The following is a 24,646-nucleotide window of genomic DNA, read 5'->3' as shown; positions in this document are numbered from 1 at the left end:
AGGTCCAAGCGTCACCCACGCCCAGAGACCTCAGCGAAGAAGCCGGCCCTCCCCCCGGGCTGGCTTCCTCGCGCCGTGGCCGAGAAGTGCTCCAGCCGTGCCGATCCAGCAGTGCCCAGCCGCCAGTGCCCAGCCGCCAGTGCCCAGCCGCCAGTGCCGAGCCCGACTAGAGCGAGGCCCGGATGATGTTGAGTGCCGAGCCGGCCCTGAACCACTTCACCTGTTCGGCACTGAAGGTGTGGTTGGTCTCGAATGAGATTGTCTCGCCCGACGGCTTGCGCACCTCGACCGTGACGGTCCGTCCTGGCGCCAGGTCGGCAAGGCCCCGCACCGAGATCCGATCGCCCTCGCCGATGCGGTCGTAGTCGGTCGGGTCGGCGAACGTGAGCGGCAGCATGCCCTGCTTCTTCAGGTTGGTCTCGTGGATGCGGGCGAAACTGCGGCACAGCGCAACGAGGCCTCCCCGGAAGCGAGGCTCCATCGCGGCGTGCTCGCGGCTCGATCCTTCGCCCATGTTCTCGTCGCCGATCACTACCCAGTTCACGCCGGCTTCGTGGTACGCCTTCGCGATCTCGGGATACGGCTGCGTCTCGCCGGTCAGCTGATTCTTGCCGTGGCCCACTTCGTAGCCCTCAAAGGCATTCACCGCGCCCAAGTACAGGTTCCCCGAGATGTTCTCGAGGTGACCCCGGTAGCGAAGCCACGGACCGGCCATCGAGATGTGGTCGGTGGTGAACTTGCCCTGAGCCTTGACCAGCACGGACAGGTCTTCGTAGTCGTTGCCGTCCCACGCCTCGAACGGCGCCAGCACCTGCAGGCGATCCGAGCTCGGCGAGACGTGCACATCCACGCCGGCCCGATCCGTGGGCGGGGCCACAAAGCCGCTCTCGCCTGGGTCGAAGCCGGCGGGCGGCAGCTCGACGCCCACCGGAGTCGGCAGCGAGACCGGCTCGCCGGAATCGGTGTGCAGCACGCCGTGAACCGGGTCGAAGTCGAGCGTTCCCGCCAGCGCCAGCGCCATGACGGTCTCGGGCGAGGTCACAAACGCCAACGTCGCGGCGTCGCCGTCGTTGCGCTTGGGGAAGTTGCGGTTGTACGAGGTGACGATCACGTTGGCTTGGCCCGGGACATAGGCCTCGTCGCCGGAGCGGTCCCACTGGCCGATGCAGGGTCCGCAGGCGTTTGCCAGCACGGTGGCGCCCAGCGCTTCGAAGTCGGCAAGCAGGCCGTCACGCTCGATGGTGGCGCGCACCTGTTCCGAACCGGGAGTCACGAGCAGCTGTGTCCGTGCCCGCAGGCCCTTCGCGGCAGCGTCACGGGCGATCGATGCCGCCCGGGTGATGTCCTCGTAGCTCGAGTTGGTGCAGCTGCCGATGAGTGCTGCGCTGATGTCGAGCGGCCAGCCCTGGGTGCGGGCCTCCGCGCCCAGCGCGGACACCTCGCGGGCGAGATCGGGCGTGTGGGGGCCGTTGATGTGGGGGCGCAGCTGGGACAGGTCGATCTCGATGACCTGGTCGTAGTGGGCCTCCGGATCGGCCATGGCGGCGTCATCGGGGCGTAAGTGATCGGCGACTGCATCGGCCGCGGCGGCGACCGCCTCACGCCCGGTTGCTGCCAGGTAGCGGGACATCGCAGCGTCGTAGCCGAACAGGGACGTGGTGGCGCCGATCTCAGCGCCCATATTGCAGATAGTCCCTTTGCCAGTCGCGCTCAGCGACTCGGCGCCGGGCCCGAAGTACTCCACGATGGCGCCAGTGCCGCCGGACACCGTGAGGATCTCGGCCACCTTCAAGATCACGTCTTTGGGCGCGCTCCAGCCGGACAGCTCGCCGGGGAGCTTCACGCCGATCACCTTGGGCCAGCGCACGTTCCAGGCGAATCCGGTCATCACGTCCACGGCATCCGCGCCGCCGACGCCCACGGCGATCATGCCCAGCCCGCCTGCGTTGGGGGTGTGGCTGTCGGTGCCGATCATCATCCCGCCGGGGAAGGCGTACTGCTCCAGCACGACCTGGTGGATAATGCCGCTGCCGGGCTTCCAGAATCCCGCGCCGTAGCGGGCGCAGACGCTTTCGAGGAAGTCGTACACCTCTTCGTTGTTCTCCGTGGCCGCCAGCAGGTCGCGCTTGCCGTCCTCGCGAGCCTGGATCAGGTGGTCGCAGTGCGTCGTGGTGGGCACCGCTACCTCGTCGAGCCCTGCAGTCATGAACTGCAGCCACGCCATCTGCGCGGTGGCGTCCTGCATGGCGACACGATCCGGCACCAGGTCGACATAGGAGACGGCGCGCTCAAGGGACTGCTCACGGCTCGACAGGTGCGCGATGAGGATCTTCTCTGACAGTGTGAGCGCTCGCCCCAGCCGCTCACGCCCGAATGACACGGCATCTGCCAGGCCGGCGTACACCCCTTCGATCAACTCGATCGGAGTACTCGCGTGAACAGCCATGGACAACTCCCCGTTCGCAGGCGGAATTGCCGGCAGGTGTACGCAACTGCAGCGGGTTGGCGCGCCCGCCGGCCAAGGCAACAATCTAAGAGGTTCACCCTGTCGTGACCTCCTGGGCCAAAGAGTCCATTGCAGCAGGGCAGCCTCTGCAATGAATTTCATTCATTACTAAGGTCTTCTTGTGTGACTGCGGGTGGTGCCCCGCTGGCACCGACCTATGAGCCGGATGAAACTCCGACCGGTCGCATCGCCGCGGGTGTCGCCGTCCAGCTTTCGTTGCTGATGGTCGTTCCGTTGGCAATCCTGCCGGCGCTGGTGAGCCAGCTCGCCGGCGAGACACACGCGGTAGCTGCACGCGCAGTCGTCGTCTCCATGGTCGCGTGCGGTGTCACGACGCTGTTGCTGACGGTGCGCCTGGGGCGCCTGCGCAGCGACGGCCTCTACGTGGCCACCGTCGACTTGGTCAGCTTGCCGTTCTGCATCCTGGCGCTGGCGAGCGGCGGGCCCGCCACGCTGGCAGCGCTGGTCGTCGTCTCGGGACTGTTCCAGGTTGTGATCGGACTGAGGCTGTCGTACCTGCGTCGGCTGGTGACGCCGCAGGTACGCGGCACGGTTTTGATCCTGGCATTCGCCTCCCTGGTGCCGGTGCTCGCAGATGCCGGAAGCTCGATGGAGCAGCGACTCGATTGGTTCGTGCCGGTCAGCATTGTCGGGACCGCTGCAACGATCGTGCTCATCGCGATCTGGGGACCGAGGTCGTGGCGCATCTGGGCCCCAGCGATGGGCTTGGGCGTGGGACTTGCCGTGGCAGCCGTCCTCGGCGCCTACGACTTCGATCTCGTGGCTGACGCTGCGTGGATCGGGTTCGGCGATGTCGGCGCCAGCCCGGGCTGGGACATCGACTACGAGACGTTCTTGTCGATGCTGCCGTCGTTCCTCATCGTGTCGTTCGCAATCCTCGTTCGCATGCAGGGCATCTCGTCGAATACCCAGATGGTCTCGTGGCGGACCCAACGCGCCCTGGATTTCAGGGAGGTCCAGCGTGCCAACTGGCGCACGGGCCTTGGGACGATGCTCGCGGGTGCCGGGGGTGCTTTACCGGTGACGATCGCGGGCGTCGGTCCCGCCTTCATTCACCAGACGCGGTGCGCGTCGCGTCGCATGGGCGCTATCGCGGGCTGCTTCTTTCTGCTCGCCGCATTTGTTCCCAAGCTGAGAGCCATAGCGGTGGCTGTGCCGCGCCCGATCTTGGCCGCCTACGTCATCGTCGCACTGGTTCCCCTGGTCCTGCGGGTGGTGATCGGCTCGGTGCAACGCTTGCGCAGCCTTCGAGAGGCCTTGGTGATGGTGGCACCCATCGTCGTGGGTCTGTGCGTCGAATTCGGTGTGCTGTCGCTGCCTGCGGGGGCCGTGTGGGACGCCGTGACTCAGAACGGCCTCACAGCTGGGAGCTTGGTGTTGGTCATCGCGGCAGTCGCGAACAGCTTCGCCGGACGTCGTGCGAGTCTCGAAATCGAGATCAGTGCTCGCAGCACGGCTGAGCTGACGCAGTTCGTGACCAACTTTGCGGCCAGGCGGCGGCACGATGCCGAGAGCGTGGCGAGACTCGAAGCTGCAGCAGAGGAAGCGCTCGCCGTCCTCAGCGAGCAGGCTTCTTCAGGTTTGGCGACGACCCGGCGGCGAGTGCGAGTGACCATGAGGATGGACCGTTCCGGGACAGTGCTGGAGTTCTTGAGCGCTCCGAGCGAAGGGCAGAACCTCGAGGAACGCATCGCGCTGCTTGCCGAGCCCGAAGCCGAGACCATGGAGACCACGATCGAGCGTGACGCAGCGCTGCGGCTGCTGCGGCACTATGCGAGCGACGTCAGCCACCGGCAATACCTGGAGGCCGAGATCCTCACCGCGGTGGTGCCGATCGGCAGTTCCCGCCACCGACTCGGATCGAGAGAACCTCAGGGCCGGACTTCGTAGTACAGGTTTGCGGCGTCGCTGAAGTCGTGCTGTTCGAAGCCTGTGAACCCGGCAGCCGCCGTCAGGTCACGCGCCTTGTCCGGATAGAGGCCGAGCGTGCCGAGTCCCATGCCGCCGGACTCGCTGAGCGCCGACTGCAGGCAGCTGGTGATCGAGAACCCATAGAACATGGCCAGCATCGGGTTGCGCTGGTCTTGGGAGAAATCGCCCCTGGAGCGAATGTCCTTGATGAGCAGCGTGCCGTCGGGCGCGAGTGCGGCCCGGATCGCTTCGAGCGCGACGTCGGGCCGGGGCATGTCGTGCAGGCAGTCGAACGTCAGCGCCAGGTCGAAGTCGCCGGTGTTGGGGGCGTCGGCCGCTCCCGCCTCTACGAACGTCGCGTTCTCGAGACCGGCCTCCTCGGCGCGCTCTCGGGCCTGTTCAACGGCGATGGCCGAAGGGTCGAAGCCGACCACTTCGGCGTTCGGCCATTTCTCGGCGATCAAACATGCCGAGACACCGGCGCCGCAGCCCACGTCGAGCACCTTGGCGCCGCGTTCGAGCTTTGCGACGACGCCGTCAAGGCCAGACAGGATGACCGAGGTGAGGTTCTGACGGCTGAACGGGCCGGTGGTGCGGGCCAGGCCCGCAGCCGCCCGGGGGCCCTGCTGCTCGTAGGTCATGCCGATTCCCGTGCGGAACGACTCGATGATCAGGTCCAGTGCCGAGTCGCCGAGACCGCCACGGAATGCACCCATGGCGAAGTGCAATGAGCCCTCTTCGTCGACCAGCAGTGCTTCAGCCTCTGGGGACATCGAGAATGCGCCGTCGTCGTGCGTGACGAGGCGGGCCGCTGCGACCCCGTACAGCCACTCGCGCACGAGCCGCTCGTTGAGACCGGTCGCCTCGGCGACATCGTGACTCGTGGCTGGCTGAGTGTCGGCCAGCGCCTGAAAGAGCCCGAGTTCGTCGCCGAGGTGCAGCATCGACGACACCATTTCGCCCATCTTGTAGGACCACACCTGGAAGGCGAACTTGCCCAGCCGGTCCGGATCGATCTCACGCCGTTCACTCGCGATTGCCTCAGCCATCTGCGAGACGCTAGCCGTCCGAGCAAGCGGCTTCCCGAGGTCAGCCGTTTACAAGGCAATTAGCAAGTATGCCTTGTAAACTCATCGCTATGCCCGACTCAGGTGATCTCAAGGTGTCTTCCAGGGGCCAAATGAGCCTTCCCGCGGCAGCACGCCATCGCTGGGGCCTAGACGAAGGCGGCCGGGTGGGCTTCCTCGACATCGGCGGTGCCGTCCTGCTCGTTCCGGGTGGCGTCGAGTCGTTGCGCGGCGAAATTCTTGGCCTTGTGGGCGAATCCGAGTTGGAAGCTGCACGAGCCGGCTTCGGCGACCCCGACCTCGCAAGCGAGTGAAGCCGGCCCAGAGAAGTTGAGCGAGGGCTGGTGACCCAGATCGTCGACGACCAACTCCTCGGCGCCATCCTGCGCGGTGACGATCCACCGCGCCCCGACGAGCCCGTGTTCACCACTGGTTACTGGTACGTCAGGCTGTGCCAGGCCGTTCTCAATACAGCCGAGCGTGCCGGAGCGCTGTCTGCGCCCTTCGCCGCACTGCCCGAGAACTTGCGTCGGCGTGCCACCGAGGCACTCCTGGAACTGCCGACCGGCATTGGTCTGGTCAGCCTGCGAGAGCTGGGGCCGCTGATCGGGCGGCTCCGCCAGCGTCACCAGCTCAACGTGGGGGGAATCGAAGTGCTCGCAGCGGCTCTCCACCTCGGCGCCGACGTGTATCTCTCAGCACCCTCGCCCCGACTCCAAGCAGCCCTAGACGCCGAAGGCCGCAATGCCATCGAGACTATTACAAGTCAAGCCATACGCAGCTTCGAAGGCTGAGTCTGCAATAGGTCACGAACACGACTGTGATGCTCTACCCAAGAAGTCACTTCTGGGGACAGCATGTGAAGAATCCACAGGATGCCCTCGAAGTCGCGCTCCAAGTGCCGCCCGACGATGGGCTCGTGATGTGCAATGCGGTTCCGCAGGGTGCGTATCCGGTCGAGTTGGTCGTACAGCTGCCGCCGTCGGGGGCTCGGACTGAATGCACGGTGGAGCGCAGATCTCCAGAACGTCGCTTCTTGGTGTCTACTGAAAAAACCGACCCAGAATCCGAATCCGAGCTGCGCAATGAGGTTTCAGGGAGATTGAGGCTTCTTGTCGTCCGCAAGTGCCCGCCTTGCACTCTGGATACTGCTCCGTTGAATGGAACCGAGCCGTGGCTCATCAAACCAGGCCTCGCCGAATGTCGACTTCATTTCTCGATGCACGGCGTTGCGTAGCGTCACTTCGAGTCCTTGGATCGGCCAAAGAAATGCCGCGCCAAGGGCTGCGTTGTGAACATAGAGCTGTAGCGCCCTGCGACGATCGCCGCCAGCCAGTTGCTTGAATGTCGCGAATCGCTCTTCGGAAATCGAGGAGCGCAGAGCCCGGATCTTGGTGCCGTTGTATCGGTACGGGTGCGCAATAGGGCTGTGGTCGGTTGGTGATATCGTCATCTATGTACGCTCCTTGTAGGCCTCTCTTTGAAGCTTCTTGGCCCTTCGTCTTTTGTTGGGATGAGGGTGGGTTGAGGGTCCGCTTGTAGGGGTCGAGGCCCTGCTGGGATCGGTGTTTGCAGACGCCGAACCCTGGAGGGCCTCGATGAAGCGTGATGTTATGTCGGTGCGGTTGTGGCTGCCGCGTGTCGAGGTGCTGGGGGTGGTGGTCGACGCGCCTGAGCGGCTGGTGGTGCGGGTGCGCTCGACGGTGCGCCGCCCGTGTTGCCCTGATTGCGGGACCCCGAGCGGGAAGGCCCATGACCGCCGGGACCGGGAGATCCGCGACCTGGAGGTGTCGGGCCGGCCGGTGGTGCTGGTGTTCGAGCAGCGGCGCATGGTCTGCGAGGTCTGCGGCGGCCGGCGGTTCATGGAGGACCACCCGGCGTTCGAGGGCCGTGTCACGGCGCGTCTGGCGCGCCGGCTGGTCAAAGACGCCCGTGCGATGACGGTCAGCTCGGCGGCCCGCCGTCATGGAGTGGGCTGGAAGCTGGTCAACGCGCTGGTGGTCGCCTATGCAGGTCTGGTCGGCGACCGCCGGCGCCGGCAAAGGTGTCGGGTGCTGCTGGTGGACGAGACCTCGATCCGCAAGCGGCACCGCTATGTGACGGTACTGGTGAACGGCGACACCGGCGAGGTGCTCGCCATGGTTCCCCACCGCAGCCAGGCAGCACTGTCAGGGTTCCTGGCCGCCCAAGGGCACCGATGGTGCCGGGCGGTGAAGGTCGTGGTGTCCGACGGCTCGGCGGCGTACAAAGCAGCGATCGACGCCCAGCTCGGCCATGCCCGCCACGTCCTGGACCGGTTCCACGTCATCAGATGGTTCCAAGCAGGGCTCACCGCGGTCCGCCGAGACGTCCAGCGCCGCCCCGAAGGCTCCAAGCCCGCTTTCGACCGCGACGTGTTCCGGGCGAGATTCCTGCTGATGCGCAGACCCGACAAGCTCGACGCCGCCGACCAGGCCCGCCTTGACGCCCTGTTCGCCGCCCATCCACGGCTCAAAGCAGCCTGGGAAGCGCTCGGCGAGCTGCACCAGCTCTATCTCGCCGACGACCACGACGGCGCGATGGCAGCCCTGGACCGGTTCGCGGACATCTACAGCACCGGCCAGATACCCGAGTTCAGCGACACCGTCGACACGTTCCTCGCCTGGCATGCCCAGATCCTCGACTGGCACCACACAGGACGGCCCAGCAACGGACGCATCGAGGGAACGAACAACCTGCTCCAAGTCCTGCGACGCCGAGCCCACGGCTTCACCAACTACGCCAACTTCGAAGCCCGCGGCCTGCTACTAACCTGACCCCGCCGAGCCCAGCAGCCCGAATCCCAAAAAAAGACGAAGGCTCAACTTCTTGGGGCAGACCAGACAAGGGGGCGAGGCTGGCAACGGCGTCGCCCCCTGGCCTTTTGGGCTTCTGACGCATCTGGAACGTCCAGCGGCCCTCAGCGGCGGCAGAGGGGGTCGTCACCGGCGGGGGGTTGGTGGAAGCACAGGATCGCTTCCCGCCCGACGTAGGTGAACTCCCACGGCTCGGGCACCGGGCCTTGCTGGCCGCCATCGGGCGGGTAGCTCGGGATCCAGCCGTGCTTCTTGGCGTTGGCGAAGTTGTCGGCTGACAGCCACTCGTAGGCGGGGGTTCGCCCAAAGTTGTAATACCCATGCTGGCCGATGTCGATCGCGTACCCCGTGTGGTGCTTGGAGTAGCCCGGCGGCGCCGACATCGTCAGGCGCTCCACAAGATCGTCGATCCCATACGGCGCCTCGTACGGCCGCAAGAACACCTCTCGCTGGTACCGGTGCCCCCGGTAGGCGGAGTTCAATTCCAGCTCGTAACCGTGCGCGGCAGCGTCTTGCGCCAGGGCCAGCCATGCCGCCGCTGCGGGCCGCTGCAGCGCGAGGCCGTCATCGATGAGACGCATCAGCGCGTAGTTCGCCGGCAACGGTCGGCGCAGATAGCCGCGGTCTTCGGCGCTGGCTCGTATGTGTTCGTCCATCTCCGCCGAGTCGGTGATGTTCGGTGAGCGGTACATCGACGACAGGTTCGGCAGCGCAGCGGTGTTGAACAGCTGGTTGAACTCAAGCCCCGTGAAGTACGGGAAGGACAGCGAATGGATACCGGCAGGCACCGGCTCCTGCCAACGCGACTTGGGTTCGTCGATGGGTGCTGGGGGTGCCCATGGCCCGGTGATCGGTTCGTCGACCCAGGCCTGCGGCTCGGCGACTGCGGCCCCAAGCGCGCTCGGGGAAACGAGGGCCGTCAGACCGAAGGTCAGAGCTGCAATGGCCCAGCAGCAGCGTCGCCAACGTTGGGGAGAAATCTCAGGTGACACCAGCGGGCTCATCGGTACCCACAAGCGTGCGGTACAGATCGGCGTAGAGGCCATTTGCGGCGAGCAGATCGAGATGGCGACCCTGCTCGACGAGGCGCCCACGATCGAGCACCAGAATCTGGTCGGCGTCGGTGATGGTCGAAAGCCGGTGAGCGATGACGACCGCAGTGCGGCCGGCGAGCGCTGTCGCGAGCGCGCTTTGCACCAAGGCCTCGTTCTCGCTGTCGAGGTGACTGGTGGCCTCGTCGAGCACCACGATGGCGGGACGCTTCAACAGCACCCGGGCTATGGCCAGACGCTGCTTCTCGCCGCCCGACAGCCGGTAGCCGCGCTCGCCCACGACGGTGTTCCAGCCGTCGGGCAGGCTCAGGATCAGCTCGTCGATGTGCGCGGCTCGGCACGCCTCAAGCAGCTCGGTGTCGGTGGCGCCGGGCTGGGCGTAGCGCAGGTTGGCGGCGATGGTGTCGTGGAACAGGTGCGCGTCCTGCGAGACGACGCCGATGTTGGACCGCAGGGACTCCGTCGTGACCTCACGCACGTCGTGCCCGTCGATGAGCAACGCGCCGCTGTCGATGTCGTACAGGCGGACTACGAGCGCAGCGAGCGTGGTCTTGCCTGCGCCCGACGGCCCGACGAGCGCGACCGTCTGGCCCGGTTCGATGACTGCGGACACGTCTTGGAGCACCGGTCCGGTCCGAGCATCGCTCGACGGCGGTGCTGGCGCGCCATTGGGTTGCTCGGGCGGTGCTGCCACGCCGCTGGGTTGCTCGGGCGGTGCTGCCACGCCGCCCAGTTCGGCGAGAACGCTGCTGTCGGCAGGGGGATAGGTGAACGTCACGTTTCGCAGCTCGATCCGCCCCTCCACTGCGCCGAGTTTGACGGCATCGGGGCGGTCTGCGATCGGGTTCGGCAGGTCCAGCACGGCGAAGACGCGCTCAAACGAGACCAGCGCAGTCATCACGTCCACACGGGCATTCGTCAGGCCGGTCAGCGGCATGTAGATGCGCACCACCATCAGCCCCATCGCCACCAGCGTTCCGATGGTGAGCGCACGGGAGATCACCAGGTGCGCACCCACCCAATACAGCATCGCCGCCCCAACGGCTCCCACCAGGCTGAGGCCGATGAAGAACGCCCGCCCGTAGAGCGCGCTGCGCACACCTATGTCGCGCACCGTCCGGGCCGTGCGGCTGAACCCGGCCCGCTCGACGTCATGACGCCCGAACAGCTTGACCAGCAGCGCGCCGGCCACGTTCAGGCGTTCGGTCATCACCGTGTTCATCGAGGCGTTGTGCTGCATGCTTTGCCGGGTCAGTGCTTGCAACCGCCGGCCCACTCGTTTGGTGGGTGCGATGAACACCGGCAACAGTGCCAGTGCGAGCAGTGTCAGCCGCCACTCCAGCGCCATCATCGCGACGAGCGTCGTGGACAGCACGATGGTGTTGGACACCACCGAGTTGAGCGTGCCGGTGAAGGCCCGCTGGGCACCGATGACGTCGTTGTTCATGCGACTGATCAGCGATCCGGTCTGCACGTGGGTGAAGAACGCCACCGGCATCCGCTGCACGTGGTCGTACAGGCTCACTCGCAGGTCGAAGATGAGGCCCTCGCCAATACGCGCCGACCACCAGCGCTCGATGAACGACAGGCCCGCCTCGGCGAACGCCGCGGCCACGATGATCCCGGCCAGCACGTTGAGCTGCCACCGATCTCCGGTCGGGATGGCGTCGTCGATGATGCGCCCGAACAGGATCGGCGGTACCACGAACGCCAGCGCGCCAAGCAGTTGAGCAATCAGGACTCCCGTCAGCGCCGACCGGTACGGGCGTGCCAAGGCTGCCGCCCGGCGAACGGTGCCCGGCGCTATGTGACGTCCTTCGACGCCGGCCGGGTCGTGTCCCATCGCGGCGTGCGCAGATGCCATCGACTGCATGGATCGAACGATACGAGACGCTCCCCGAACCGCAGCGGCAGTCCGGTCTCAGTCGGCCCAGCGCTATGGCGGCATGAGGCTGAGCGCGGTGCCTGCAAGCGTTGGCGATGTCGCCCGTGCGTCACGAAATCTGGATAATTCACCGTACTGTGGTGAAAAAACATGTATTAATCTCCAAAGAATGAAGGAATAACCCGGAAATTTCTCCACCGTCGAGAATGTGCTCGATACACTGCCCGACAACGGGGGAAACGGGTACGCAAATGCAGTATGGCGAGGTGCAGCAGCGGTTGAGCGAGTCCAATCGCTGGTGGGGCGACCCCGACGGCTGGACGAACAACGATCCCGACCTGCGGAGGGCCGGTCAAGCCCCGTTCCGCTACACCGCACAAGTGCTGGCCGACCTTGCTCACGGCGGCCTCTACACCCTGCGGGGGCCGCGGCGGGTGGGCAAGTCGGTGGAGGTGAAGAAGGCCATCGAAGCTCTGATCATCGGCGGGGTCGACCCGCGCCTCGTCGTCTACATGTCGGTCGACGGCTGGCAGGCCGACGACTTGGGACGGCTCGTGGACGCAGCCACCGTGTTTCAGGCACCAGGGCACCGTTACTGGTTCATCGACGAGATCACCTCGATCACCGACGGATGGCCCCACCGCATCAAGTGGCTCCGCGACAACGACAGCCGTTTCGGCGACGACACCGTCGTGCTCACCGGGTCGTCGGCTGCCGACCTCGGCACGGCCATCGGGACGCTGCTGGGACGGAGGGGCGACGCTGTGAGCCCCGACCTCGTGCTGCTGCCGATGGGATTCCGGACGTTCGCCAGCCTCCGTGCCGAGAGCCGAGACGAAGCACAGCCTCCGAAAGACATGGGCCCGCTGCAGGTTGCGGACCTGGGCACCGACCGGCTGAGCGAAGCCGCCTATGAGATGGTTCCGTGGCTGCACGCCTTGGTGATGGCCTGGGAGGCTTACTTGTCGACTGGCGGTTTTCCGCAAGCGGTCACCAATCACATCAACGCTGGTGCCGGTGACTCGACGCTGTCCCGCAGCCTGCTCGATCTGGTCCACCGTGACGCCCTCAGTCAGACTGACTGGTCCCGCGTCCAAACCGGCGCGTTCTTGCAGCGGCTCGCGGGAGGGCTGGGATCGCCAGTAAACCGTTCAACGATGGCCAACGACCTTCACACCTCGGCCAACACAGTGCAGCGGCGCATCGCGGCGCTCCGAGAAGCCTTCGTCCTCTGGCCATGTCACCGCTCACAAAACCTGCAGCCCCAGCTGCGCGCGCAGGAAAAGCTGTATTTCATCGATCCAGTCTTTACCCGCCTTGTTCCCGATCGCCCGACCGATTCCTCGCTGCTGTCTGAGCAGCAGCTTGGGATGGCTCTGATGCGGGGGCAGGAGCGAGATGAGCCCGGCAGCTACCTGGAGTTCGACCGAGTGCTGCATTACCGCAACAAGTCGGGAACCGAGGTCGACTTCGTAGGCGCCGGCCTTTGCGGCTGCGCTATTGAGTCGAAATACGTCGACGCCCGATGGAGGCGAGCCACCCGAACCCTGCGGGACTCCCCGTGGCGGGGCATCGTGGCCACCCGTTCGGTGCTCGACCTCGAAGATCCCGACCTCATGGCTGTCCCCGCCGCCCTCCTCGCCTGGCTTATCGACACTTGAGCGTCGGCGAGCAATCAGCCTCGACACTCCCACGCCAAGGCTGCTCAACAAGGCAAAGGGGAGATCGGGCCAGATGCGTTACGTCAACTTTGGCTGCGGTTTCACGGCGATGCCTTCAGGTCAGACGTAGGGCCAGCGACGCTTCGAGACCGCCGAGCTGTCGGGCCCACCATCGGCTGGCGGGGGCTCGGTGAGCGCCCAGCGGCGTCGCCACGCCGATGCCGAAGGGCCCTCGAGGCCGGGGCTGTCGGCGCTGTGCAGGCGTCGGCGCGCCGCGAACCAGTTGCCGGTCGCGGTTTCGTCCGCCAATCCCTCCACGGCGGCCTGCAGCCGCCGCGTGAATCGGCGGTTGTTCTCGTCCTCGCCGAAGTCCAGCGGCCGGCCGAAGTTGATCACCGAGCGAGCACGCCTGGGCCACGCTCGGCCCTTGCGCAAGATGTCGAAAGTGCCCCGGATGTGCACGGGCACCACGGGCACGCCGGCCTGCTTGGCCAAGAACGCTGCACCCGATCGGAACTGCTGGCCCCAGCCGTCACGAGAGCGACCGCCTTCGGGGTAGATCACCAGGCTCCAGCCGCTGCGCAGCAGCGTCACTGCCTTGTCGATCGTGCGGCGGTTGAGCGCAGTCCGCTCGATGGGGATGGCACCGACGAACAGCGCAGAGATCGCCGAGGTGGCCCGGTTCCCGAAGAAATAGTCGGCCGCGGCACCCACCACCAGCCTGTTGCACCACGGCTCGGGAATCGAGGTGATGATCACTGCGGTGTCGGCGTGGCTCTGGTGATTGGCGGCAAACACTGCCGGCCCGTCCAGTTCGCTGAGCCGGTCGACGCCCTTGATCGTCGGCTGGGCGTAGTAACGCACCAGTGCTCGCGCCACCGTGTCGCGCGCCACCCGCCGGGCCACGCGAGCTGGGAAGCGCCGAGCCCAGTCGGTGTTGTAGTTCGATCCCACATTGGCCGGCAGCGGGGTCTGGCCCATGGGAGTAGCAGCTGCTCGCAGCGGGAACTCTGTGCCGCGCACGACACGGGTCACCGAGGCCTTCTTGCGTTGCGCACGCTTGGCTCCGAGGTGCGACACGGCGGCGCGACGGTTGGGGTCGCTCACTGCTGCACGCCCTGGTCCGCACTGCGGCGGCAATCCCGTCGTCGCACCAACACCGGTGCCCCCTGCCTCATCGCTACACGTCCCCGAGAACTCACACTACGTCCGCCATCAACATGGGCGGATTGTGAATATGGGTGATTGACGGGTCATGCCCGACCACGTCGGTCGCCATTTCCAGTGCATCGTTCAGCGTCGATGCTGAACGGAAACCCAGGCGTTGCACAGCAGCCTTGTCGCCGCCGACGATGATCACCCCGCCCAGGTGCTCCAGCGCGTGCGCGCACCAGTACCACATGTAGAACGGATGCACGCCGTGGTAGGCGTACGACGTCCGGTACAGGTGCCGGTACCACTCGTCTTCGGCATAGCGCTTCTCGTAACGGTGCTCGATGATCTCGGGATCGGTGGTGTCGGCCAGCACCTCTTCGAAGAAATCGATGTAGCTGGGATGGTGCACCGGATGGAACTCCCACGATGTGGGGTGCGTCATGATCACCACCCCGCCGTGGCGGACGAGCGGCTTGCCCCGGTACAGGTTGAAGAAGTAGCCGAGCCCCAAGCACGCCACCAGGATCGGGTTCATGATGGAGTTGACGTTGTAGGGGCACAGGTATGGCAGCCCCATCGTGAGCACGTCGGTCTGGCCCTCCACCCGCACGAGGTGCTGCCGGTAGACGTTCTCCAGCGTCTGGCGATGGACCGCTTCGACTTCGCCGGCCTGTATCGAGGTGAGCCCATAGGGCGCCCGGATGCCGTGGAAGATGCGCCGAGCCTGGCGGCGGGACATGAGATCCAGCGCCGTCTTGGTGCCCATCAGCATCATGCGGTCCCGAGGCGACATCTCCCATTCGCGCCGCTGCAGGAAGCCGTACTGCGAGGGGAACGTGTCGTTGTTGAGCGTCGTCTCGATCTGGAACAACTTCACGCCGGCATCGGCCAGCAGCCGACCTTGGCGCCAGTTGCGCGTGTGCAGCTCGGAGTGCTCGGGATCCATGAACGAGGTCGAGTGCCGCATCGTGTGGACGTTGTGGTGGTGGCGCAGCGCCGCATAGGGCGACAGCCCGGTGGCGACGCTCTTGTGGCCGCCGTCCATCGAGACCAAGTTGATGTTCACGTACACCAACAGGTCCGACTCGACGGCTCGCTTGGAGAGCACCACCTCCTCACCAGCGTCAGTTGTTCCCAGGTGGGTGAGCGCGTCGGGATCCTCGGCGTCGAAGTTGTAGAGCTGGCCGTGGGGGGCGAAGGCGTCATACACCCGGTCGCCGACGGCGTGGCGCAGCTCAGCCTCGGTCATGCGTCGATGCAGCGCTAGCGCCGCGATGAGGTGGACGTCGTCGACGCCGGCAGAGGCCGCCATGTCCAGCACCTGCTCAATGATCCGGCCGCGGATGTCGGGGGCGGCCATCGGGGGCAGCGGCAGCGAGACATCGTCGAAGGCGATGGTCAGCTTCATGCCCGGATGCATGTAGGCGGCGAGCGGATCGCGGTCACCGAGCGGGTTCGCCAAGGCCTCGGCGATGGCACGCTCGGGATCGCGTATGGCTTCCAGCGGCTCGTTGGGGTACACGACCCGGCTGCCGACGGGCAGCTTCTCCAAGCGCAGACCCTCGCCGTGGTGGAACAGGATCGACGGGGTTGTGCGGTCCACGTCGAGGACAAGACCCTTGCGTGCGATCACCGCCACGACCTTTCTTGCCCGGCTCCGACTGCGGTGCGGGCACGGCGTGTCCGGTGCGTTCGGTCCAAGCGATCCGTGCTGGCGCGCACTTTGAACGGCGGCGCGATCGGCAGCAGCGGCCGGGGGCCTCCCGGCGAGCGTTCCCAGTTCTCGCACAGCCAGCCCCGCTTGTCAGCAATGGTGACCAGCCGGGTCTCGGGATTGACCGCCACGGGATATCCCACGGCTTCCAGCATGGGCATGTCCGAGGCTGCATCGGCATACGCCACGCCCTGGGCGAGGTCGAATCCCTCCTCCGAAGCCCAGTCGACCATCATCTGAGCGCGTACCTCGCCGGTGGGCGGGACATCGATCATCTCGCCGGTATAACGCCCGTCACGGCTGTCGATGCGCGCAGCGATGATGTGGTCGAACAGCGGCGCCAGGGGCTGGACCGCCAGCTCGAGCGCACCGGTGATGAGCACCGTGCGGTGCCCCGCCGCCCGATGCTCACGCACTCGTCGCAGCCCGGCCGGGAACGCCTTCGTCAAGAACAGGTGGCTCAGCATCTCGGCTGCGTCGGCATCGAGCTGGCCCACCGGAGCGCCCTTGTAGCGCCGGTAGAAGTAGCGCAGGAAGTCGGTGCGGTCGCGGCGGTCCCGCCGCCACAGACCGGGCGTCTCGGCCAGGGTGCGCATGGTGAAGCGCAGGCGCGCCGCCGAGTCGAGCCTCCGGGTGGCGAGCCAGGCGTAGGTTTCCACCACGTTGCTGGCGATCAGGGTGTTCTCGAGGTCGAACGCCGCGAAATGGCGGGCCGGGTCCAGCACTGCGGTGCGCAGGCGCTCGTTGCGGCTCGGCCCGGTGCGGGGCTGGGGGGTGGTCTTGACACGTGCCTGGGCGATGACGGTCGGCAGATGCACATCAGCGATGTAGGTGGGCCAGTCGATGACCCGGGGGTCGAAGCCGAACCTGTCGCGGTCGGCGGGGTGCAGTGATTCCCACAGCTCGGTGGTGCGCTCGATTTCGTAGAGCGCTTCGCACTTGCCGTAGGCGCCGTAGAGCAAGACGTAGTCGCGGATCTGCTCGAGGCTGGCGCGCCGCTGTGCGAGCCGGATGGTGAAGTCGTTGCGGCCCCGCATCGGCAGGCGGTGCACCATCTTCTCGGCTGTGTTGAACAGCGACATGGCACGGTCGAGCTGGTTGTCCAAGCCGCTCGCGCCGGCGAAGCGCCATTGCGTGCTGGCCGTGGGATGACCCTTGGAGTCATAGACCGGATGGTCCTGGAACCATTGCATGGTCGTCTCGGTCAGCACCTTGAAGCGCAGGGGGTTCACGGCACCCGAGGCCACCTGGAAGATCTCTGGCTCGGGCACCGGTCCACGGGCGGCCACGGCGATGATCGCAGCCGCAACCATGTCGACCGGGATGACGTCGATCACGCCCTCTGGGTAGCCCGGGAAGGTGTCCAGCTCTCCCTTCGCGAATGACACGAACAGCGGCTCTGCCATGCGGAAACCGCGGATCCAGCCCGGAGAAGGCTCGGAGAAGGCCGATTCGATGATGGATGGGCGCACGATGGAGATGGGCACGTCGCCCCGCAGTTCCACCAGGGCCTGCTCGCCGAGTGCCTTGGAGTACGTGTAGACGTCAGGCCATCCCAGCGAGGAGGCTCGGCTGCGGCCAGCGGTGACCATCTCGGTGTCCACCCACTCCCGGCGCAGCTGCTCGGTCTTGGCGGCGAGCAGCGGCAGGCCGGCGGGGCCGAGCTCATCTCTGGCGTCGCGATGGAAGCGACGCAGGCGGTCCGGGGTGCGACTGGCCGCGTCGAGGTCGGCACGGGTGCGCCTGGCTGCAGCCACCTCCGCCCGCCAGTCCACGTCCATCGAGAATGGCGTGTCGGCCAGGAAGACCTCGGCCGCAGAGCCCCGCCGGTTTCCGGCGACGTAACACGTCGACACCGCGATCAAGTGGGGTGCGGTGCCTTGCTGCTGGCAGGCCTCGAGCACGCGATTCGGGCCCAGCAGATTGATCTCGATTGACGAGTCGAGCGGGCTGTCGAAGCTGACGGAGGCGGCCGAGTGGATGATGACATCGCAGTTGCACAGCAACTCGCGGTCCCCTTCGGACATGGCGAGGCCATCGACGCTCACGTCACCGGACACGACCGTGATGCGGCGGGCGCAGATGTCGTCGAAGTCGCTGCCCCATGCGCTGCGCAGCCGCTCGAAGGCGTCGTTGCGCAGGACCTCCCGCTCGACACGGCGGTTCACGTCGGTACGGCGGCCCGGCCGCACCAGCAGCACCAGCTCGCAGTCGGGGACCGAGCGCAGCAGCCGTTCGACGAGAGCCGTGCCCAAGAATCCAGTTGCACCGGTGATGGCGATGCGCTTTCCGGTCAACGCGTCGGCGATCACGAGGTGTTGTCTAGCCCCATCGGAGCGCAGATACGTGCACGCAGGCGCAATCTGCCCCCTCTGCTCATGCGGATGGCTCAACAACCGACTCAGCGTTCAACTCAGCGAACAGTCGAGCGCAGGCTCTCACTGCCCGCCAGCCGCACGACAATGCGTAGCGTTCGTAGTCGCTTCCGGGCGGTCCGAAGGTGGCCAAGTCGCGGCACGCTGTTGCGTCCGTAGCGCCGCAGCGCTCCCACAGCTGGTCGAGGTACTCGTCGTGGCCCGGAGGTGGATCCTGGGGAGAACGGCCGGCGAGCGCGGGCGGCGAGCCGTCGTCGCCCACCAGCGAGGCACAGTCGCGGGTGGTGCGGCCGCCGCACGTCCAACCGAAGCTGGCGTAGGCCGATCCGCCCGGCGCCGAGAGCACCAGCTGCGCGCAGGCGCGGCTGCTTGCGTCGCCGCACGCCTCCCACCAGCCGTCCAGTTCGGAGATGTTGCCTGGAGCCCGAGACTCGGGTCCGAATTCGATGCCCAACAGGCCAGCGTCAGCGCCCGTCTCGCCGAGCAGCACGCTGCAGTGCAGGTTCTCGCGCCCGCCGCAACTGAACGCGAACGCCTCGTAGTCGCTGCCGGCAGGTGATTCGAACAACAGTGCGTTGCAAGCGCTGGCGGCGCCCTCCCCGCACGCGATCCACAATTCGTCGAGCGACGTATCGTCGCCGGGCGGTGTGTCGTCGGGGTCGAACAGCGCGGGGGCACGCACGAGAGCAGCGGGCAGTGCTGCGTCGCGCTGTTCGCTGGGAGAGAGCACCCGTGTGTCTTCCGGCGCGGTCGATCCCGGATCGCTGCTGTCCAGTGCGCAGATGTCTCTGGCGATGTCTGCAAGCGGCTCGTCGATGGGATCGAGCGGCAGAGACAGCTCAGTCACGCCGAGGGCCGCAGCCAGGCGGGCGCGTTCGCACGCATTGAGGTCGGTCCCGTCGCCAGCATCGCCGGCGGGATCCGATGCGTCCGGGGTACTGCAACCCAGCACCAGCAGCGTCGCTGCAGCGCAAGCCGCCAGCACCCGTCCAAGCATCGCTACGCCAGCTTTGCGGCGATGGTCCCCACGGAGCGGAGGGCCGTGCCGTCGGCCCCTTGCGTTAGGAAGTGACGGGTAGGTCCGTCGAGCGCCTCGGCGATCAGATCGTCGAGCAACTCGATGAGGCTGTCGCCCTCACCGGACCAGAAGTACCAGCTCAGCGAGCCGGGGATCGGGTTGATCTCATTCACCCACAGCCCGCCGGGATCGTCGCCGCCATCCCACAGGAAATCGATGCGCATCACCGATCGGGCCATGACGAGGCGGCTCACTTCGACTGCCGCCGCACGCAACGTCGACTCGATGGTCGCCGGCAGCGTGGCGGGCAGCTCTCGTGGCGCTGTCGCCATCCCGCCGCCACCGGTCAGGTACTTCTCGGCGTAGGTGTAGATCGTGGTGTCTGAGCGCAGCGGCCGCTCCACGGCGCTCAGCCGCAGCTTTGGCCAGGTTCGGACCGAGATGTTGAGATCGATGATGTCGGTGAGGTAGCGCTGCACAACAGCGCCGTCGCGCAGCAGCGGGGACGACTGCGCGAGCGCTCGCGCCGTCGCGAGGTCGGCGACGATCTCGATCCCGATTGAGGATCCGCCGAAGCGGGGTTTGACAATGAGCGGGCCGTCCGCCAGCTCTGCGGGCGCGGCGGTGTCGGGCTGCTCCGATGTGAGCAGCCACAGCGGCAGCGTCCGCAGCCCCGCAGCTTCTGTGGCGCCGCTGAACGCCAGCTTGTCCATGCAGATGGCTGCGCTGCGCTGCCCCGGGCCGGTGTACGCCAATCCCGCCAGGTCGAACAGGGCCGGCAAGCCGCCGTCCTCGCCGGGGCCTCCGTGGCAGCAGTTGATCACCACATCGACCGGCACCGGCCGGCGCCGCCGGTCGGCTCGCACGAAACCGCCCCCGGGGCGGCCTGCCAGCTCAACCTCGGTTGCCGAACGCGGCAGCCCGTCAGCGAAGGCTGAGGCCTCGAGATCGGGCGGGACTTCGTGCCACGTGCCGATCGGCGACCAGTACAGCGCCACCGGGTTGCGTCCCGCTTCGGCGAGCGCGTGCACCGCCTGGAGCCCGGTGAGGATCGAGATGTCATGTTCGGGCGACGGGCCGCCGAAGCAGACGCCTGGACGGGTCATGGGCGCGCCCACCAAGTTCTCAGCCGCTCGGCCATGTGGGCCATGTTCTCATGGGTAGGAACCGATCAGGGGTAGTGGTCGGGGAGGTCGTTCTCGTAGAGGACGGCGTCTCCGGCGCGCAGGTGTGCGCGTACCCAGCGGACCGCTTCGTCGCGGTCGGCCATGCAACGGACCGTGGCGCGGTCCGCGGTGCGGTCGTGAACCAGGCTGCGCGGATTCCGACCCCGGGTCGCTCGCCGTGCTGTGGCGTTGTCCCAGCCGGCTGCGCCGCCCAGCAACGCAGTCCGGTTGGTGCGGCCCACGATGAGAACGTCGTCGGCAACCTGGGCGGCGTGCTCGCCGAGCAGGCGATTCTCGTGTGCTTGGCTGCGGCCGAGTTCGACCATGCCGGGGGTGACCATCACACGCCGGCCGGCTTCGGTGTTTGCCAGCATTCCCAGCGCGGCCCGCGCACCGGCGGGATTGGAGTTGTAGGTGTCGTCGATGACGATGACGCCTCCGGGACTGCGTCCGCTAGTGCGACGGTGCTCCGGAGTCGGCAGGTCGCAAAGGCGGCTGGCGATGTCGGAGTCCGAAACGCCCAGCACCGACGCCGCAGCCACAGCGCACGCCACGTTCGCCGGCGCCGAGTCGCCGAGCGGTCCGACGGCGATCTCGCGTCCGAACAACGTGATGCGGCGCGGCACAACTGCCTCATTGAAGGTCACGTCGAACCCGACGCCGACGGCATCGTCGGGGGCCGTCTGGGCTGGACCGGACGCCGCTGCAGGCCCATCGGGCGGGGCATCGGCTGGCAGAACCGTCACGTCCGCGCTGGGGTCCTGCGTCGAGCAGCGGATGACCCGCAGGCCTGAGGCAGCCAGCCGGTCGGCCTCTGTTCGCAGGCCGTACGCGTCGATGTTGAGAATCGCTGTGCGGCTCGTAGCGAAGATCTCCGCTTTGGCCGCCACGATGCGATCGAGACTGCCGAAGCGCTCGAGGTGGACGGGACCGATCGAGGCCAATAGCGACACCGAGGGCCGTACCCAGCGGGTCATGGCGGCAATCTCGCCGGGCCCGAACGTGCCCATCTCGGCGACGAATACCTCGGAGCCCGGCGTCAGGTGCTCGTTGACGCTGCGACACACACCCGCCGTGTTGTTGAAGCTGGCCGGCGTCGCCACCACCGATCGGGTTCCTTCGACCAGTTGGCGCAGGTAGCCCTTGATGGTGGTCTTGCCGTACGAACCCGTCACCGCCACCCGCACCGGGTCGATGTGGTCCAGCCGCTGCTGGGCGCGGTGCACCCAGCGACGGGACAAGAGGGCCTCAAGCGGCGCCAGGACCGCAAGCGAGATGTCCACCCACAGCGGCATGCCGAACAGCAGCACTGCCACGACCGGCGCCGCCAGCCCCACCAGCAGGCCCACGCCGACCAGCACGAGCCACAGCAGCGCCAGCGTCGTCGCCAAGGTGGCCAACCGCCGTGTCCACGCCAGTGGGCTGGTGCGTCCGCGGATCTCGAGACCCTGGGGTCCGACGGCCACGGCGACCGCGGTGATCGCCGGCGCCCACCAGAAGGCGCCGCTCAGCACCACTCCGACGGCAGCGCCAAGCACCAGCACACGGTTGTTCCGGTCGAGTAGCCACCAGCGCCGGGCAAAGCGCGATGTTCGCCCTACGCCGTAGTGCTCACGCTGGGCGACACGCAGCCAGCGGGAAGCCGCGATCACACCGGCCACCACCGAGGTCCACAGCACGACCTGGTTCATGGGAGGTGCGCGAGTTGCCGGCGCACGGCCGCTGCCAGCGCGGCTGGCGCCTCGGTGGGCACAAGGTGACCTACTCCGTCCAGGACGGTCAGGCGGGCGTCGGCCAGCATTCCGGCGGCCCGCTGCGCGATCTCGACTGGGACGGGTTCGTCTTGGCGACCCCATACGAGCTCGACGGGCTGTGCGATGCGGCTCAGCCGGCTTTCGTATGTCTCGTTGACGACGGTGACGAGCACATCACGCATGATGCCGCTCGCGGCCCGGTAGTCGGCGCTGCCGTATCGCTGGCGCATGCGCTCCATCGTGCCGTCGGCGAGCAGCCCGCGGCGATGCAATCTGCGAGCGAGGCGGAAACGCAGTGCAGGTCGTGGTGCGGGGCGATCGGTGCGTCGCAGCAGCGGAACCCCGCACAGCACCAACGAGGCGACGGCATCGGGCCGGCGTGCAGCCAGCTCCAACGCCACCCGGCCGCCGAAACTGTGTCCAAGCACGACCACCTGCGATGCGCATTCGTCCAGCACAGGCTCGACGGCGTCGGCATAGGCAGCTGCGCCTCCGGCTGCCGATGGTGCGGGGCTGGCCCCAAAGCCGGGCAGGTCGAGCGCGATTGCATCGCTGCCGGTGAGGCATTCGAGCAGATCTCGATGGGTGCGGCCCCAGCCGTGCAGCGCGAGCACGGCAGCAGGCCGGTCACCGACGCGACTGCCGAAGAGGGCGCCCCCGGCGAAGCTGACGAGCGGGCTCAGCGGGCGAGAACCCCAGAATCGGGCCCAGCGTGCGACCGGTTGATCGCCGATAGCAGGGCTCGGAAGCTGGCCGTCACGATGTTCGGATGCAGCCCGACGCCCCAGTACACAGCACGCGACGAGGTCTCGATCTCGACGTAGGCCGCAGCCGTGGCGTCAGCACCGGCGCCGACAGCGTGCTCGTGGTAGTCGACGAGGCTGACGTCGACACCCAGCGCATCTGCCAAGGCGCTCTTGAACGCTGACAGGGGGCCGTTGCCGCGTCCCTTCGCACGTACTTCTCCGTCAGGTCCCTTGATGGTGGTCTCTACCTCGGATTCGTCCGAGGACTCCGAGTCGAAGTAGCTGCGGTGGCCGACGTAGGTGTACGGCGACTCCGCGTGCAGGTAGGCCTCGTCGAAGGTCTTCTTGATGGCCTCCGGCAGGATCTCTCCGCCCTCGTCGGTGATCGCCTGGATCACGCCGCTGAACTCGATCTGGAGCCGCCGCGGCAGGTCCAGGCCGAAGCTGTTCTTCATCACGTAGGCCACGCCGCCCTTGCCCGACTGGCTGTTCACGCGGATGACGTCCTGGTAGGTGCGTCCCACATGCACAGGGTCGATGGGCAGGTACGGCACTTCCCAGTAGTGGTAGTCGTCGGGCAGCGCTTCGAAGCCCTTCTTGATGGCGTCCTGGTGGCTGCCGCTGAATGCGGTGTAGACGAGATCGCCGCCGTAGGGATGGCGAGGATGCACCGGCAGCTGGTTGCAGTACTCCGCAATCCGGCGCAGGTGGTCGATGTGGCTGATGTCCAACTCGGGATCGACGCCTTGGCTGAACAGGTTCAAGGCGAGCGTGATGATGTCGACGTTGCCGGTGCGCTCGCCGTTGCCGAACAGCGTGCCCTCGACCCGGTCGGCACCCGCCATAACGCCGAATTCCGCTGCTGCCACGCCGCAGCCCCGGTCGTTGTGAGGATGCAGCGACAGCACGACGGCCTCGCGACTGTCCACATTGCGATGGAAGTACTCGATGAGGTCGCCGTAGGTGTTCGGCGTCGCCATCTCGACGGTCGCAGGCAGATTCAGGATGATCGGGTCGTCGACGGTGGCGCCCCATTCGGCACTCACTGCATTGCACACCTCGAGCGCGTAGTCGATCTCGGTGCCGGTGAATGACTCTGGCGAGTACTCGAATCGGATCGCCCCGCCTTCGTACCGCTGCGCCAGTTCCTTGCACAATCGTGTGCCGGTGACAGCGATGTCGCGGATGCCGTCGGTGTCCAGCCGGTAGACGACCCGGCGCTGCAGCTCCGACGTCGGGTTGTACAGGTGGACGATGGCCTTGTTCGCGCCCGCTATCGCCTCATAGGTCCGCTCGATCAGCTCGGGGCGGCTCTGGGTGAGCACCTGGATCCAGACGTCGTCGGGCACCAGGTCCTCTTCGACCAGCATGCGGCAGAATTCGAAGTCCGGCCCCGAGGCCGAGGGGAAACCAACCTCGATTTCCTTGAACCCCATCTCGACCAGTACCTCGAACATCTGGCGCTTGCGCGGGACGTCCATCGGGTCGATGAGGGCCTGGTTGCCGTCGCGCAGGTCCACCGAGCACCACAGCGGTGCCTCGGCGATGAGCTTGTCCGGCCACGTGCGGTCACCGAGGTGCGCGCCGTAGGCGTAGGTGCCGTACTTCTGGTACGGCATCGGGCTCGGCTGCTGGGCGCTGATGCGCTTGACGTCTGCCATCGGAATCTCCTGAGTCGGCGGGGGTGGGTTCGGTGGAAGTTGGTACGGATCGGGTTTGGGCCACGAAAAAACCCCCTGGCCCGGAGGCACAGGAGGTTGGGCGAGGACCTGTGCGGTCCC

18 protein-coding genes are annotated in these 24,646 nt (G+C 66.8%); 5 read left to right on the top strand and 13 right to left on the bottom strand.

Annotated elements, in window-relative coordinates; all coding sequences use genetic code 11:
* Nucleotides 1-166: 166 nt before the first annotated feature.
* Nucleotides 167-2,446 (bottom strand): aconitate hydratase, encoded by a 2,280-nt coding sequence (locus ACPXYO_RS18760; protein ID WP_423923700.1) that lies wholly within the window; start codon nt 2,444-2,446, stop codon nt 167-169.
* 183 nt (nt 2,447-2,629) lie between these two features.
* On the opposite strand from ACPXYO_RS18760, the gene ACPXYO_RS18755 reads away from it, so the two are divergent.
* Nucleotides 2,630-4,417, top strand: coding sequence for a solute carrier family 23 protein (locus ACPXYO_RS18755; RefSeq protein ID WP_423923698.1), 1,788 nt, complete (start codon nt 2,630-2,632; stop codon nt 4,415-4,417).
* On the opposite strand, the gene ACPXYO_RS18750 is transcribed toward ACPXYO_RS18755, so the two are convergent.
* Entirely contained in the window at nt 4,399-5,487 is a 1,089-nt protein-coding gene (locus ACPXYO_RS18750) for a class I SAM-dependent methyltransferase (RefSeq protein ID WP_423923696.1), read from the bottom strand. The genes ACPXYO_RS18755 and ACPXYO_RS18750 overlap by 19 nt on opposite strands.
* A gap of 68 nt (nt 5,488-5,555) precedes the next feature.
* Between ACPXYO_RS18750 and ACPXYO_RS18745 the strand changes: the two genes are divergently transcribed.
* A complete protein-coding gene (locus ACPXYO_RS18745) occupies nt 5,556-5,819 on the top strand; it encodes an AbrB/MazE/SpoVT family DNA-binding domain-containing protein (protein WP_423923694.1) in 264 nt (87 codons plus the stop codon).
* Between the two features lie 30 nt (nt 5,820-5,849).
* Nucleotides 5,850-6,299: a hypothetical protein gene (locus ACPXYO_RS18740; protein WP_423923692.1), complete on the top strand. Its 450-nt coding sequence runs from the start codon at nt 5,850-5,852 to the stop codon at nt 6,297-6,299.
* Nucleotides 6,300-6,598: 299 nt separating this feature from the next.
* Here the strand turns inward: ACPXYO_RS18740 and ACPXYO_RS18735 are convergent, their stop codons facing one another.
* The gene (locus ACPXYO_RS18735; RefSeq protein ID WP_423923690.1) at nt 6,599-6,958 is read right to left on the bottom strand and encodes a hypothetical protein; all 360 of its coding nucleotides are present in this window, start codon (nt 6,956-6,958) and stop codon (nt 6,599-6,601) included.
* A 145-nt stretch (nt 6,959-7,103) separates the two neighbouring features.
* Between ACPXYO_RS18735 and ACPXYO_RS18730 the strand changes: the two genes are divergently transcribed.
* Entirely contained in the window at nt 7,104-8,300 is a 1,197-nt protein-coding gene (locus ACPXYO_RS18730) for an ISL3 family transposase (RefSeq protein WP_423918973.1), read from the top strand.
* Nucleotides 8,301-8,443: 143 nt separating this feature from the next.
* On the opposite strand, the gene ACPXYO_RS18725 is transcribed toward ACPXYO_RS18730, so the two are convergent.
* Together ACPXYO_RS18725 and ACPXYO_RS18720 are read right to left on the bottom strand one after the other, a co-directional pair.
* The gene (locus tag ACPXYO_RS18725) at nt 8,444-9,331 is read right to left on the bottom strand and encodes a D-alanyl-D-alanine carboxypeptidase family protein (RefSeq protein WP_423923688.1); all 888 of its coding nucleotides are present in this window, start codon (nt 9,329-9,331) and stop codon (nt 8,444-8,446) included.
* Nucleotides 9,321-11,264 carry an ABC transporter ATP-binding protein gene (locus ACPXYO_RS18720; RefSeq protein ID WP_423923686.1) on the bottom strand — a complete coding sequence of 648 codons (1,944 nt, stop codon included), beginning with the start codon at nt 11,262-11,264 and terminating at the stop codon, nt 9,321-9,323. The genes ACPXYO_RS18725 and ACPXYO_RS18720 overlap by 11 nt, the downstream gene beginning before the upstream one ends.
* A 290-nt stretch (nt 11,265-11,554) precedes the next feature.
* On the opposite strand from ACPXYO_RS18720, the gene ACPXYO_RS18715 reads away from it, so the two are divergent.
* Nucleotides 11,555-12,937, top strand: coding sequence for an ATP-binding protein (locus tag ACPXYO_RS18715; protein ID WP_423923684.1), 1,383 nt, complete (start codon nt 11,555-11,557; stop codon nt 12,935-12,937).
* 120 nt (nt 12,938-13,057) lie between these two features.
* Here ACPXYO_RS18715 and ACPXYO_RS18710 read toward each other — a convergent pair whose 3' ends face one another.
* The 8 genes from ACPXYO_RS18710 to leuA form a co-directional block, all read right to left on the bottom strand.
* On the bottom strand, nt 13,058-14,044 hold the full coding sequence (locus tag ACPXYO_RS18710; protein WP_423923682.1) for a lysophospholipid acyltransferase family protein: 987 nt from the start codon (nt 14,042-14,044) through the stop codon (nt 13,058-13,060).
* 91 nt (nt 14,045-14,135) lie between these two features.
* Nucleotides 14,136-15,725: a lactate racemase domain-containing protein gene (locus ACPXYO_RS18705; protein WP_423923680.1), complete on the bottom strand. Its 1,590-nt coding sequence runs from the start codon at nt 15,723-15,725 to the stop codon at nt 14,136-14,138.
* Complete coding sequence (locus ACPXYO_RS18700) at nt 15,722-18,118, bottom strand: HAD-IB family hydrolase (protein ID WP_423923678.1); 2,397 nt, start codon at nt 18,116-18,118, stop codon at nt 15,722-15,724. The genes ACPXYO_RS18705 and ACPXYO_RS18700 overlap by 4 nt, the downstream gene beginning before the upstream one ends.
* A 64-nt stretch (nt 18,119-18,182) precedes the next feature.
* Complete coding sequence (locus ACPXYO_RS18695) at nt 18,183-19,178, bottom strand: hypothetical protein (RefSeq protein ID WP_423923676.1); 996 nt, start codon at nt 19,176-19,178, stop codon at nt 18,183-18,185.
* A 2-nt stretch (nt 19,179-19,180) separates the two neighbouring features.
* Entirely contained in the window at nt 19,181-20,305 is a 1,125-nt protein-coding gene (locus ACPXYO_RS18690; protein ID WP_423923674.1) for a D-alanine--D-alanine ligase family protein, read from the bottom strand.
* 65 nt (nt 20,306-20,370) lie between these two features.
* Nucleotides 20,371-22,056, bottom strand: a complete 1,686-nt coding sequence (locus tag ACPXYO_RS18685) for a Mur ligase family protein (RefSeq protein WP_423923672.1) — start codon at nt 22,054-22,056, stop codon at nt 20,371-20,373.
* Nucleotides 22,053-22,733, bottom strand: coding sequence for an alpha/beta fold hydrolase (locus ACPXYO_RS18680; RefSeq protein WP_423923670.1), 681 nt, complete (start codon nt 22,731-22,733; stop codon nt 22,053-22,055). Before ACPXYO_RS18680 ends, ACPXYO_RS18685 begins: the two co-directional genes overlap by 4 nt.
* A gap of 65 nt (nt 22,734-22,798) precedes the next feature.
* The gene (gene leuA / locus ACPXYO_RS18675; RefSeq protein WP_423923668.1) at nt 22,799-24,526 is read right to left on the bottom strand and encodes a 2-isopropylmalate synthase; all 1,728 of its coding nucleotides are present in this window, start codon (nt 24,524-24,526) and stop codon (nt 22,799-22,801) included.
* Between the last annotated feature and the right edge of the window lie 120 nt (nt 24,527-24,646).

Source organism: Candidatus Poriferisodalis sp., assembly GCF_965237655.1.
Classification (GTDB): Bacteria; Actinomycetota; Acidimicrobiia; order Acidimicrobiales; family Poriferisodalaceae; genus Poriferisodalis.
This window is presented reverse-complemented; position numbering and strand designations above follow the sequence as displayed.